The following is a 13,605-nucleotide window of genomic DNA, read 5'->3' on the forward strand; positions in this document are numbered from 1 at the left end:
CTACCGAGTGCTTGGTAAGTATGCTCGCGGCATCTTTCCGAAGGGATGCCGATGTCTGATCAACTCCAGGGCCGTACGGCGGTCGTCACCGGCGGGGCCAGCGGCATCGGGGCCGCTCTCTGCGCGGAACTCGCCTCGCGCGGGATGGCGGTCGTCGTGGCCGACATCGACGGTGCGGGCGCGCGGCGCGTCGCCGCCGAGCTGGACGGGCCCGCGCTCGGCGTGTCCACCGACGTCACCGACCCCGAGTCGGCTGAGGCTCTCGCGCGGGCCGCCTACGCCGAGTTCGGCTCGGTCGAGTTGCTGTGCAACAACGCGGGTGTGCTGCTGTTCGGCACGATCGCCGACTCCTCGGTCGGCGACTGGCGGTGGTTGTCCTCGGTCAACGTCGAGGGCCTGCTCAACTGCCTGCAGGCCTTCCTGCCGAGGATGCGCGGGCAGGGCGGGTGGCGGCACGTGATGAACACCGCCTCCACCCACGCCTTCCTGCCCGACCCGGGCTTCACCGCCCTCTACAGCGCCACCAAGAACGCCATCGTCGGCCTCTCCCTCGGCCTGCGGGCCGAGCTGGAGCCCGACGGCATCGGCGTCACCGTCCTGTGCCCCGGCCAGGTCGACACCCGCATCCTCGACTCCCAGCGCAACCGCCCGGGCACCTTCGGCCGGCGGGCGGCCGAGCCCTTCGGCACCGGCCTCGTCCCGATGGCCATCGAACCGGCGCAGGTCGCCCGCGAGGCCGTCGAAGGCGTCCTGCGCGGCGCTCCTTTGGTCTTCTCCCTCCCCTCGCACGGCCGCGACACCTTCCACTCCCAGGTGCGGGAGCTGTGGCAGCTCGTGGGCGACGCCCTGGATCTCGATGTCCCGCACTAAGGAAGCCGTGCCCGCCTCGCTGCGGCGGCTCTTCCTCACCATCCCCTTCGTCGGCGCCGCCGCGCCCCTGGCCTACGCCACCTCCGGCTACTTCCTGCCGATCCAGGTCCAGGCCATCGACGACGGGGCCAAGGTCGGGAACCTGGCCCTCATCAACACCCTGAGCGCCTGCGCGGCGATGGTCGCCCAGCCCGTCATCGGCCTGCTGTCCGACCGGACCCGCACCCGCTTCGGCGCCCGGGCGCCGTGGATGGTCGCCGGCGCGGCCATCGGCTTCGCCGCGCTGCTGCTGGCGGGCCAGGCGAGCACCGTGGCCCTGCTGATCGCGGCGATGATGCTGGTCCAGTTCGGCTTCAACGCCTTCCAGGGCCCGCTGGGGGCGATCATGCCGGATCGGGTGCCCACCCGGCTGCGCGGCCGCTACTCGACGCTGATCGGGCTGGGCCAGGTCCTCGGGGCGATCCTCGGACCGGTCCTGGCCTCCCTGTTCCTCAGCCGCATCCCCACCGGCTACGCCACCTTCTCGGTCGTCGTCCTGGCGGTCATCCTGCTGTTCGTCGTGCTGAACCGCGACGCCGGCAACCGGGACCTGGCCCGGCCGCCCTTCTCCGCGGCTGACTTCCTCAAGGCGTTCTGGGTCAACCCCGTGCGCCACCCCGACTTCTTCTGGGCGTTCCTGGGCCGCATCCTCATCTTCGGCGGCTACTACATGGCACTCACCTACAGCTTCTACATCGCCCAGGACTACCTCGGCCTCGATGCCGAGGAGGCCGCCAGGCTGACGCCCCTGCTCGGGCTGGCGGGCGTGCCCGGCTTCCTGGTCGCGATCGCCGTGTCCGGGCCGCTGTCGGACCGGATGGGCAGGCGCAAGCCGCTCACCCTGACCGGTGGGCTGGTCATCTCCCTGTCGGCGCTCGTCCCGCTGCTGATGCCGACCGTGGCCGGCATGCTCATCTCGGCCATCGTCGCGACCATCGGCTTCGGCGTCTTCATCTCCGTTGACCAGGCCCTGGTCTCGGAGGTGCTACCCAGCCGCGACGACTTCGCCAAGGACCTGGGCGTGCTCAACCTGGCCGCGACCCTGCCCAACACGGTGGCACCCGCCGCCGCAGGGGCCGTCGTGTCGGCGTTCGGCGGGTACGGCCCGCTGTACGGCGCGGTGGCGATCATCACGGCCCTGGGCGCGCTGGCGGTCCTGCCGATCAAGGGGGTGCGTTAGGGTCGGCGGATGGCCAGGACACGTGGCGCCGAACGCGCCGGGGCGGCCCGGCGCGCCAAGATCCTGAAGGTCGCTCTCGACCTCTTCGCGGCCCGCGGCTACCGGGGCACCTCGATCGCGGCCGTCGCCGAGGCGGCCGGGATCACCCAGCCGGGCCTGCTGCACCACTTCCCCAGCAAGGAAGCGCTGCTGGCCGAGGTGCTGGCCGAGCGCGACCGGCACGTCCTGCTGGCCGCCGGCAGCGACCGTGCGGTCGAGGGGTCCAACCTGGTGTGTGCCCTGGAGATCGTGCACGACATGCTCGCCCAGGCCCGCGGCAACCGCGGGCTCACCCGCCTGGGGCACCTCGGCACGTCCGGCTCCGACGACGTTCCCGAGCTGGCGCGGGAGTGGGCCAGGCGGCGCGTCCACACCTACCGCACGGACCTGGCCACGGTGATCGCGCAGGACATCGCCGCCGGTCGCGTGCGCGCCGACGCCGACCCCGTCGCGACCGCGTCGCTCATCATCGCCGCGATCACCGGGCTGGAGGAGCAGTGGCTGCTGGATGAGTCCTTCGACATGCTGGCGGCGATGGACACCTTCATCCGGGTGCTCTGCCGCGACCTCCTGATCGAGGGCTGATCAGGTGGACGAGCGCGGGATCAGGCGGAAGTGCCGACCGTCGGCGGCCAGGCCGTACCCCCTACCTTCCAGGGCCGCCAGCACCGCGTCGGCCAGTTCCCGGCCCAGCGCGTGGCTGTCGAAGGCGACGGTGGTCAGCGGCGGCCCTGCCAGCCGTGCGGTCGGCATGTCCTCCACCCCCACGACAGCCAGGTCGTCCGGGGCGGCGAGGCCCCGCTCGCGCAGGCCCGCCAGGACGGCGACGGCGACCTCGTCGCTGTAGGCGCACACCGCGCTCACGCCTTCCTGCCGCCAGCGGGCCACGGCCCGCGCCGCGCTGTCGGCCTCCAGGTCCACGGTCAGCACCATCGGTGGCGCCAGCCCGGCGGCCTCGCCGGCCTCCCGCACGCCGCGCAGGCGCTCGTTCGCGATCGGCTCGGCGTGCGCGATGCCGGGGCTGGCGTAGCCGATGCGCCGGTGCCCCCTGGCGATCAGGTGCTCGGCCTGGAGGCGGCCGACCTCGCGTTGGTAGTCGGCGAGGCTGTCGGTCTCGGTCGGCAACACCACGTCGGCGCCGGCCTCGTGCAGCGCGGCGGAGGTCGCGGTGTCGAAGGGCTCCAGGCCCAGAACCGCCGAGGCCGCGACGGCGGCGCAGACATCGGGCAGCGGGCGCGTGCCCTCGCCGCCCAGGTGCAGGACGAGCGTGAGCCGCCTGGCCGCCAGCGCGGCGGCCAAGCCCTCAACGACACTGGTGAGGGTCGGCCCCTGCGTCATCGAGCGCAGCGACAGCAGCACGATGTCGCTGCGCCCGGCCGCCAGGGCGCGAGCCGGGGCGTGCGGCCGGTAACCCAGGCGCTGGGCGGCCTCCAGCACGCGGCGCCTGGTCTCCTCGGGGATGGACTGGCCCGGCCGGTCGTTGAGCACGAAACTCACCGTGGTGCGGGAGACGCCGACGGCCCGGGCCACGTCGGCGCTGGTGACCCGCCTCGCGGCTTTGGCCATGCGCCCTCCCCGTTGTCAGACCTTGGCTTGCCCGTACGGCAGAACCCCATGCTAGCGTGCTAACGCGCGTTGGTAACGCGCGTTAGTGAAGGGGCAGAGATGAGCTTTCCGGACGGTTTCCTGTGGGGCGCCGCGACCGCCGCCCACCAGGTCGAAGGAAACAACGTCAACAGCGACTTCTGGGTGCTGGAGAACATCGCAGGAACGATCTTCGCCGAGCCCAGCGGCGACGCCTGCGACCACTACCGGCTCTACCGCCAGGACGTCGCCCTGCTCGCGGAGCTGGGCCTGACCAGCTACCGCTTCTCCGTCGAGTGGGCCCGGGTCGAGCCCGAGCCGGGCAGATACTCCCGGGCCGCCCTGGCCCACTACCGCGACGTGCTGAACGCCTGCCACGAGCACGGCCTGACCCCGATGGTCACGCTGCACCACTTCACCAGCCCGCGCTGGCTGATGAGGCTCGGCGGGTGGAGCGACCCGGGCACCCCCGAGCGCTTCGCGGCCTACTGCCGCACGGTCATGGCCGAACTCGGCCCGCTCATCCCCTACGTGTGCACGATCAACGAGGCCAACATCGGCCCCGTCATACACCACGTCGCCGGCGACCTGCTCGAACCGGCCCCGGTCGGGCTCGGCGACGCCCCGGCCGGCGGACTCGGTGCCTGGCTGTCCGCCGCCGCCCACGCCCTGGGCACCACCCCCGACCGGGTCAACCCCTTCCTGTTCGCCTACGGCCAGGCCGCCAACGAGGTGATCATGCGGGCGCACACGGCCGCCCGCGCCGAGATCAGGAAAGTCAGCCCGGACACCCGCGTCGGCCTCACCCTCGCCCTGCAGGACTACCACCCCGAGCCTGGCGGGCAGGAGCGGGCGCGGCAGATGTGGCGCGAGACCTTCGAAGACTTCCTGCCCGCCCTCGACGGCGACGACTTCCTCGGCGTGCAGAGCTACAGCCGCATGCGCGTGGGTCCCGACGGCCTCCTGCCGGTCCCCGACGGGGCCGAGGTCACCCAGATGGGCTACGAGTTCTTCCCGGGGTCGCTGGAGAACGTCATCCGCGGCGCGGCCGCGGCAAGCCTGCCGATGATCGTCACCGAGAACGGCATCGCCACCGCCGACGACACCCGCCGCACCGAGTACGTCCGCCAGGCTCTGGAAGGCGTGCGGCGCTGCCTGGCCGACGGCATCGACGTGGGCGGCTACTACTACTGGTCGGCGCTGGACAACTTCGAATGGGTGCTCGGCTACGCCCCCACCTTCGGCATCATCGCCGTCGACCGCGTCACCCAGACGCGCACCGTCAAGGACAGCGCCCGCTACCTTGGCGCGCTCGCCCGCAGGAACGGGGAGACCCTGTGAACGATCGCGTGGGCAAGCGGCTGGAGCAGATGACCGTCGAGGAGAAGGCCCAGCAGCTCACCGGCGTGCTGCCCCAGGAGCCCCGCGGCCTGTACGAGGTCCACGCCCGGCCCTTCGAGGCGGCCATCGAGCCGGCCGGGTTCACGTCCGCACGCGGCCTGTTCGACCAGCCGTACGTCAGCGAGGACCCGGTCACGCCGCTGTCAGTGGCCCGCGAAGGCGTGGAGCCGGCCGACCGGCTCGCCCGGCAGTCGATCGTGCTGCTGCACAACGACGAGATGCTGCCGCTGTCGCGCGAGGTGGCGCGCATCGCCATCGTCGGCCCGCACGCCGAGTCCCTCGCCGACGCCGTGCGCAGGCTCGTGCCGCATGCCGAGGTCACCGTCGCGCCGGGCTGCGGGGTGACCGAGGCCGACCCTGCCGGGCTGGCGGCCGCGGTCGAGGCGGCCAGAAACGCCGAGGTGGTCATCGTGGCCCTGGGCGGGCGCGGCGGCTGGTTCAGCCCCGGCACCGAGGGCGAGGCCGGCGACACCGCGAACATCGACCTGCCCGCCGCACAGGTGGAGCTGGTCAAGGCCGTGACCGCGACCGGGACGCCCGCGGTCGGGATCGTCCGCACCGGCCGGCCTTTCGCCCTCACCGCGGTCGCCGAGGACCTGCCCGCGTTGCTGCACGCCGCTTACGGCGGGCCGCGGGCCGCCGGCGCGCTGGCCGACGTGCTGTTCGGCGAGGTGAACCCGAGCGGCAAGCTGCCCGTGTCGCTGCCCCGGCACGCGGGCCAGATCCCGATCCGCAGCGGTCAGCGGCGGGGCTCCGGATACCGGCGTGCCGCCACCGACCCCCACAAGGGCTCCCTCGACCTGCCCTCGACCCCGCTGTACTGCTTCGGCCACGGCCTGAGCTACACCACCTTCGACTACCGCGACCTGGCCGTCGCCCCCCAACGGGTGGACTCCGGTGCGGCGGTCGCCGTCTCGCTCACCGTGACCAACACCGGCGGGCGCGCCGGGACCGAGGTCGTCCAGCTCTACCTCTCCGACCACGCGACCGGCATCACCCGTCCCACCCGGGAGCTGGCCGACTTCGCCCGGATCTCGCTCGACCCCGGCGCGTCGGCCCGCGTCGAGTTCACCGTCGAACTGAGCCGGCTCGGCCACCTCGGCCGCGACGGCGACTTCGTACTGGAACCCGGCCCGATCGAGGTTCAGGCCGGGGCCTCCTCCGATGACATCCGCCTCACCGGCGCGTTCGAGGTGGTGCGGGAAGGAGACGAGGCCGTCCTGCTCCGTCACCCGGCACTGGCCGGGGTGCCGGACAAGTTGGACCGGCTGATCGAGCCACCGCGCACTGCGCACCCTTGACCGCGATCCCACCCGCTTCTGAGAAGGACCCCTCTCCCATGTCCACACTGCTCTACCGGCTCGGCCGCGCATCCTTCCGCCACCGGCGGATGGTGCTCGCCCTGTGGATCGCCGTACTGGCGGCCCTCGGGGCGTCGGCCGCGGCGTTCAACGGGCCGACCACCAGTGACTTCACCATGCCGGGAACCGAGTCCCAGCGCGCCCTCGACGCGCTGGCCAAGCAGTTCCCACAGGCCGTGGGCGCCACCGGCACGATCGTGGTCGCCGCCCCCGAGGGCCAGGCGCTCGCCTCGGCCGGCAACCGGGCCGAGATCCAGGCCCTCACCAAGGAGGCCGCCGCGCTTCCGGGCGTGGTGGCTGCCCTGGACCCCTTCCAGGCCGGTGCCGTCTCCCCGGACGGCCGTCACGCCCTGGTGCAGGTGCAGTTCGCCGAGCCCCGCGACAAGCTGACCGACGCGCAGCGGACCGCGTACGAGAACAGCGGGAAGAGCGCGCGGGCGGCCGGGCTGCGGGTGGAGCACGGCGGCGAGGTGACGGGGACGGGGTCGGAGGTCGGCGGGACCGAGGGCCTGGGCGTCGCCGTGGCGGCCGTGGTGCTCGTCATCACTTTCGGCTCGCTCGTGGCCGCCGGGATGACCCTGCTCAACGCGCTCATCGGCGTCGGCGCGGGCATGGCGGGGCTCTTCGCCCTGAGCAGCGTGGTCGAGCTGACCAGCACCGCCCCGGTCCTCGCCCTCATGCTCGGACTGGCCGTCGGCATCGACTATTCGCTGTTCATCACCTCACGTCACCGGCAGAACCTGCGGGACGGGCTCGACCCGGAGGACGCCGCCGGGCGGGCCGTGGGCACCGCGGGCTCGGCCGTCGTCTTCGCCGGCGCCACGGTGGTGATCGCCCTCGCGGGCCTGTCCGTGGTCGGCATCCCGTTCCTCAGCGTGATGGGTCTGGCCGCGTCGGCCACCGTCGCCGTCGCCGTCCTCGTCGCCATCACCCTCCAGCCCGCCCTGCTCGGTTTCGCCGGAGACCGGGTGCTGCCCCGCAAGCAGCGCGGGACGGAGCACGACCCCGCCGCGACGCGCCCCGGGCTCGGGTTCCGCTGGGCGTACGTCGTGACACGCTGGCGGGTGCCGTTCATCGTGGCGGGAGTGCTTCTCCTGGGCGGCCTGGCCGTGCCGGCCGCGCAGATGCGCCTGGCGCTTCCCGACGCCGGGACGGCGGCGCAGGGCACCGCGGCCCGGCAGGCGTACGACCTCATCAGCGAGGGCTTCGGCCCCGGCTTCAACGGCCGCCTGGCCGCCGTCGTCACCGGTGAATCCGCAGAGGCCACGACGCGCGCCGCGAAGGAGGCCGCCGCCGCGATCCAGACCGTCAAGGGTGTCGTGGCGGTAACGCCGCCGCAGCTCAACGCCTCGGGCACGACCGCCCTGCTGGGGGTCATCCCGGCCACGGGCCCGACCGACGAGGCCACCGAGACTCTCGTGCACGACATCCGCACCACGGTCGCGGACATCGGCGACGTCTCCCTGACCGGCCAGACCGCGATCGGCATCGACGTCTCAGAGAAACTGGTCGACGCGTTGCCCGTCTATCTGCTGCTCGTCGTCGGCCTGTCGGTGCTGCTGCTGATGCTGGTCTTCCGCTCCGTCCTGGTCCCGATCAAGGCCGCGCTCGGCTTCCTGCTCACCATGGGCTCCGCCTTCGGCATCACCGTCACGGTCTTCCAGCAGGGCCGGCTGAGCGACCTCTTCGGCGTCGACACTCCCGGGCCGCTGGTCAGCTTCCTGCCCATCCTGCTGATCGGCATCCTGTTCGGCCTGGCCATGGACTACCAGGTCTTCCTCGTCTCCCGGATGCGCGAGGACTTCGTGCACGGCGACACTGCACGCCAGGCGACGATCTCCGGGATGGGCCACGGCTCCCGCGTCGTCACCGCCGCCGCGCTGATCATGATCTCGGTCTTCGGCGGCTTCGTGTTCATGGATGACCCGATCATCAAATCGATGGGCTTCGCCTTGGCGCTCGGCGTGGCCGTCGACGCTTTCGTGGTCCGGATGACGATCGTGCCGGCCGCGATGTCGTTGCTGGACGCCCGCGCCTGGTGGCTACCCCGCTGGCTCGCGCGTGTTCTACCCAACGTCGACATCGAAGGCGAGCGGCTGCGCGAGCACCTTGACCGCGCCGCCCCGGACGTCGCTGCCAAGGTCTGAACTGAACACCCGAAGGTGTACGGCGAAATCGCAGCCGATCACAGCGGAATCCGGCCGCGCCGACCCCGGGAAATAGGTGAAATCCTAAGAATTGGGGTCGGCAACTCGGCGACCAGCAGACGGACGATCTGCTGGTCGCCGCAGGTATTTCCCGCTCCCGGCTTCAAGTCAAGCGAGCTCAGTTGCTCGTTGGTTGCTCGGTCACTGCTCGCGGTCGCTCGTTGATCGCTCGCCGGGTGCCCCAGTGACGTTTTCTCGCCAGGATCGACTCGGACATTAGGGCTTTCTCGGGCAGGAGCAGGCACGCTCGTGTAAGCATGCGGATGAATGTCAGGAGCCCCAAAAAGAACGTGGAGCCTTCGGTAGAAGGGGTCTCACCACAAGATCCTCATACCGGAAAGCTCCACGTGATCGCCTATCCTGCCATGCTCGACGTCTCCCGTGAACTGGTCAGTTTCGTCGGCCGCCTGCTGTACGCCGAGCGCTGCCACCGTGGAACGCCCAAGGGGTCGCGGCGTCTGACCTGCTTCTCCCGGGCACTGTTCACCCTGGCCTGGTTCCGCGCCAAGCCCAATATCCGCCTGCACGGCATCGCGTTCGGACTGTCACAGGCCACCGCCTACCGCTATCTGCACGAGGTCATCGACGTCCCGGCCGACCAAGCCCCCGACCTGCACGAAGCCCTGGAGCGCCGTCGGCGACGGCGTCCCCCTATCCTCGACGGCAAATCTTCGACACCGACCGCTGCCGCATGAAGGCCACCAGCGTGAAGGGCGAAACCATCGACGCCTGGTTCTCCGGCAAGACCGGCGACTTCGGCGGCAACGTCCAAGCCTTGTGTGAACCCGACGGCTTTCCTATCTGGACCAGCGACGTGGAGCCCGGCGGTGTCGTCGACATCGAAGTCGCTCGCCGTCACGTGCTTCCCGCCGTCTACCCGTACGCCACGCCCATCCTGGCTATCAAGGTGCAGGTCACGGCATCGTCGTTGCGTTCAAGCAACCCGCCGATGGCAACGTGCTCAGCGTCGGTAACCGCGCGCGCAACACCTTGCAACGGGCGCTGCGCAGCCTCGGCGAGCGCGGCTTCGCCCTCCTCACCGAACGCTGGACGGCCCTGCGACACACCACGCTCAGCCCCAGCCGGATCGGCGACCCTGTACGAGCCGCGGTCGTCCTCGTCCACTTCGAACGTCGGCGGATCAGCTGAAACTCAACTGAGAAAACGTCAATAGAGGTAGCAAATAGAGGGTGATCAATACATTCCGCGGGGTCGGAATCTGTGATTCCAAGTGAATGCTTCGGGTGCTTTTCCCGGAGCCGTTCGGAGGGCGTTTTTGTCGGTGGTGGTTGTTAGCGTTGCAATGTGAATATCGAACGGCAGCCGATCCCCGACGGCCTGGGCGACATGCCCCCAGGCGTGGGGTTGGCCGCCGTGCTGGAGCAGATCGATATCGCCAGGCTGGACGGCTTCGACGCCGTGATCGTGATGCAAGCCTACGCCCGCCTCGAAGCACACGTGCAGGCCCGCAAAGCCGTCGTGATGGCCGAAGTCGGCCTGTATGGGATTTCCGTCTCCGGCATGGAGAAAATGCCCGAGCCGGACAAGAATTCACCCGACGAAGTGCGGGCGGCGTTGCGTCTCACCCGCCGCGCGGCTGAACGGGAATACGGTCTGGCCTATGACTTGAAGGTGCGTCTCCCGGCTGTGCGTGACGCCCTGTCGGCCGGTCTGCTCGATAAGGCGCGGGCGGTGGTGTTCTGCGACTGGCTGGAAGACGTCCCCCTCGAACTCGCCCGAGCGGTCGCGGCTCATCTGCTGCCCAAGGCGGGGAAGTGGACGACGAGTGAGCTGCGGGAGAAGATCAAGAAACTGTTGATCGCGGCCGACCCCACCTGGGCGCGCCGTAAGTATGAGCGGGCTGTTCACCAGCGGCGGGTGATCGGGGTACGGCACGCCGACGGCTCGGCGAGCATCACCGGCCAGCAGTTGCCGGTGGATCAGGCGGCGGCCGCGATCGCCCGGGTGGATGCCATCGCGGTGCGGGCGAAGAAGACGGGCCTGCACGCCCCGATCGACCAGGTGCGGGCGGATGTGTTCCTGGGTCTGCTGGATGGCGGCATGTCCGGTCTGGACGACGACGCCATCATCGCCGTCCTGTTCGCGAATGCCGCCCGCAAACGGGCTGGTGATGAGGACGACTACGACGACCAGCTCTCCGACGATCCCTTCGATGACAGTGGCATCGACGACAGCACCGACCTCTCCGACACCTGCGACGACACCGGCCGGGACGCCAGCGGGGACGGCGCCGGCCGGGACGATGAGAAGCCCCAGCGCTCCGGCGGCTGCCACGACGTCCACCACGCCAACGGCGAGAAGGACGGCGACGTTGACGACACCGTCACCGGAGCGGGCCCCTCCGGCTCTGCCGATCACAGCAACCGCACCGACCCCTACGACGTGTCCGACGCTGGCGGCGGCTGGGCTGGCGACACCGACGTAAGCGTGGCCCCCGCCGATCCGTCCGGTCATGGCGACGGCATCGATACGTGTGACCCGGACGGCTTGGGTGATGGCGACCTGGGCCACACCGGCACAAGCGCGACCTCCTCCGGTCCCGCCGATCACGGCAACCGCATCGGTGTGTATGACGCGTGCGGCGCCGGTGGCGGCGACCTCGGCCTCAATGCGAGCGTCAAAGATCCCCGCGGGAGTAGCGACGCCCCTGGTTTCGAGGCGAGTCCCTGCAGTCCCTTCGACAACGGCGACGACGTCTGCACCCCCGAGCATGGCAACAGCGAGCCTGGCGACAGCGACCCTGACGCGAGTCCGCCCGGCCCCGGTCCTGGCGCTGGTCCCGGTCCTTTTGATGGTGGCCCCGCTGGTCCCGCCCCGGGTTCCGGTCCCGATGCTGGTCCCGGATCCGGGGTCGAATCCAACGCCGCCCCTGGCTCTGAGACCGGTAGCGACAATCTTCAGATGGGCCTGTCAGGCGCGGGCACCGTGACGGGAAGCACGGAGACCAAAAACGGCATTACGCCCAGTGCAGCGGGGCCCGCCGGTGCAGCGTGGTCGGTCGGGTTCGCGGCCGGTGAACTACGGGTTCAGGTCTCCACCCTGATGCACCTGGACGACCTCCCCGCCGAACTCGCGGGGTGGGGACCCATCCACGCCCAACTCGCACGCAAACTGGCCAAGCGTCAGATCGGCGGGGAGTGGCGGTTCGCCATCTGCGACGAACAGGGACAACTCCTCCACGCCGGGATCACCCGACGCCGACCCGCAGGATGGCCCCGCCACCCGGTACCAGATCCTGCGCCCCGCCCGGCTGAGCCAGCGTCCACACCTCCATTCCGTCCGGCCGAACCAGGCACCTCTTCTGCGTCCAGTCCGGCCGACCCGGGCACCCCTCCTGCATTCGATCCGGCCGACCCGGACGCCTTTCCCGCATCTCGCCTGGCCGATCCGACACCCCCTCCAGGGGCCGGCTCCGCGAGTGGTCCTGGTGGTGGTTCGGTCCGCCGTCGCGGGATCGTCGAACTCCAACTCCCGCTGTCCCTGCTGCACGAGTTGCACGCCGACATCTACGCCCAGGGCGGCTGGGCCGCCGTCATCGCCGACATCATGCGTCAATACGGCCAAGCCACAGGGCAGGCCTTCCCACCCAGCGCTCGAAACGGCCATGGCAATGGAAGCGTCCGCGGGGATGGAAACGCCGACGGCAACGGAAGCGTCCACGGCGATGGCGATGGTGATGGTGGCGGCGGGGGCGACAGCGACGGTGAGAGCGCGAGTGTCGTCACCCCGGCCGCCGAAGGCGGCAGCACGAGTGGCCTCGGCACTGCCCATTTCGCTGACGCCCAGTCCGCTGATTCTGCAGTTCGCGGTGCTACGGCTCGCAGGGTTACGGATCATGGTGCTACAGCCCATGCTGCGCGGGATACGGTCACCGGCGGCCAGACGGCTGCTGGGGATGAGCGGAGGCGGCTCCCCACAGCCGGGTTGCGGCGACGGATCGAGATCCGCGACAGGGTCTGCTCCCATCCTGGGTGTCGTGCACCGGCCGCCCGGTCGGAGATGGATCACACCCGCCAGTACGCCCACGGCGGCCCCACCAGCGACGGTAATCTCGCTGCCGCGTGCGCGCACGACCATGACCTGCGTGACAACGGCTGGCAGGTCATCCAGACCAGCCCCGGGCATGTGACCTGGATCAGCCGGACCGGTCACCGCTACCCGGCCGCGCCACCGCCGATCATCGAACCCATGCCCGAACCCTTCGCCCCCAACGGCTGGACCACCCCCACCCAGCCGGGAACACCCCGTTCCCACCAGACGAGCCGAGGTCCCGGGATCGAAGGTCACACCACCGGACACGAAGCAGCCGACCATTGCGGAAGCAAGCACTGTGTAGGTGGGGACGAGGCCCGCAGAGCCGACAGATGTGGGGACGGGGCGCGCGGGGCCGACGGAGGTGCCCACGAGATCCGCGGAGCTGATGGATGTGGGGATGGGGCTGGCGCGGCCGACGGGGGTGGTGACCTGGTGCGTAGGGTCCACGATTCAGGAGGTCACCCTGTGGGCGATCAGCGCGTGGCTGAAACTGATGCAGGCCGACACCCCCCGGTCGGCCGTGACGTGGACGGGCACGCCGTATGCCGACCGTGGAGGTCCGATGCAGACGCATACGAAGCAGCCGTGCGCGGAGCAACCGGGACCAGCGAAGCAACCGGGACCAGCGAAGCAACCGGGAACGACGGGGGCGGGAGCAGAGCACGCGGGCTTGCGGTCAGCGGATACGGCGCGGGCAGCATCACCGACCCGATCAACGACGAACTCCCGTTTCTTCCGACGTGGAACGACGAACCCGCCTGGTGGGAAGAACCCGCGCTCGAACCAGATCCCGCGTCGCAAGACGCGGCGCCGCCTGGCCCTGTCCCCGACCCTGACGACGAGATCCCACCCTTCTGAACGGGGATCG

10 protein-coding genes are annotated in these 13,605 nt (G+C 70.6%); 9 read left to right on the top strand and 1 reads right to left on the bottom strand.

The features are described 5' to 3' along the window. Positions 1 to 51 precede the first annotated feature (51 nt). From IMZ11_RS24340 to IMZ11_RS24350, 3 genes are read left to right on the top strand one after another with little or no spacing between them, the layout of a single operon-like run. Positions 52 to 870, top strand: a complete 819-nt coding sequence (locus IMZ11_RS24340) for an SDR family oxidoreductase (RefSeq protein ID WP_228644661.1) — start codon at positions 52 to 54, stop codon at positions 868 to 870. Then, the gene (locus IMZ11_RS24345; protein WP_228644662.1) at positions 857 to 2,089 is read left to right on the top strand and encodes an MFS transporter; all 1,233 of its coding nucleotides are present in this window, start codon (positions 857 to 859) and stop codon (positions 2,087 to 2,089) included. Before IMZ11_RS24340 ends, IMZ11_RS24345 begins: the two co-directional genes overlap by 14 nt. Positions 2,090 to 2,098: 9 nt before the next feature. Then, complete coding sequence (locus IMZ11_RS24350) at positions 2,099 to 2,713, top strand: TetR/AcrR family transcriptional regulator (RefSeq protein ID WP_228644663.1); 615 nt, start codon at positions 2,099 to 2,101, stop codon at positions 2,711 to 2,713. On the opposite strand, the gene IMZ11_RS24355 is transcribed toward IMZ11_RS24350, so the two are convergent. After that, entirely contained in the window at positions 2,714 to 3,694 is a 981-nt protein-coding gene (locus tag IMZ11_RS24355; RefSeq protein WP_228644664.1) for a LacI family DNA-binding transcriptional regulator, read from the bottom strand. A 99-nt stretch (positions 3,695 to 3,793) separates the two neighbouring features. Here IMZ11_RS24355 and IMZ11_RS24360 point away from each other — a divergent pair, with 99 nt between their 5' ends. The 6 genes from IMZ11_RS24360 (at position 3,794) to IMZ11_RS24385 (ending at position 13,595) form a co-directional block, all read left to right on the top strand. Further along, complete coding sequence (locus IMZ11_RS24360; protein WP_228644665.1) at positions 3,794 to 5,053, top strand: glycoside hydrolase family 1 protein; 1,260 nt, start codon at positions 3,794 to 3,796, stop codon at positions 5,051 to 5,053. Then, complete coding sequence (locus tag IMZ11_RS24365; protein WP_228644666.1) at positions 5,050 to 6,414, top strand: glycoside hydrolase family 3 C-terminal domain-containing protein; 1,365 nt, start codon at positions 5,050 to 5,052, stop codon at positions 6,412 to 6,414. The genes IMZ11_RS24360 and IMZ11_RS24365 overlap by 4 nt, the downstream gene beginning before the upstream one ends. 38 nt (positions 6,415 to 6,452) lie before the next feature. Next, a complete protein-coding gene (locus IMZ11_RS24370) occupies positions 6,453 to 8,621 on the top strand; it encodes an MMPL family transporter (protein WP_228644667.1) in 2,169 nt (722 codons plus the stop codon). 407 nt (positions 8,622 to 9,028) lie between these two features. Then, positions 9,029 to 9,376: a transposase family protein gene (locus tag IMZ11_RS24375; protein ID WP_228644668.1), complete on the top strand. Its 348-nt coding sequence runs from the start codon at positions 9,029 to 9,031 to the stop codon at positions 9,374 to 9,376. Positions 9,377 to 9,638: 262 nt separating this feature from the next. Further along, entirely contained in the window at positions 9,639 to 9,830 is a 192-nt protein-coding gene (locus tag IMZ11_RS24380; RefSeq protein ID WP_228644669.1) for a hypothetical protein, read from the top strand. A 156-nt stretch (positions 9,831 to 9,986) separates the two neighbouring features. Beyond that, the gene (locus tag IMZ11_RS24385) at positions 9,987 to 13,595 is read left to right on the top strand and encodes an HNH endonuclease signature motif containing protein (protein WP_228644670.1); all 3,609 of its coding nucleotides are present in this window, start codon (positions 9,987 to 9,989) and stop codon (positions 13,593 to 13,595) included. Positions 13,596 to 13,605: the final 10 nt, after the last annotated feature.

Origin of the sequence: Microtetraspora sp. AC03309 (assembly GCF_020826795.1) — a bacterium.
Classification (GTDB): Bacteria; Actinomycetota; Actinomycetes; order Streptosporangiales; family Streptosporangiaceae; genus Microtetraspora; species Microtetraspora glauca.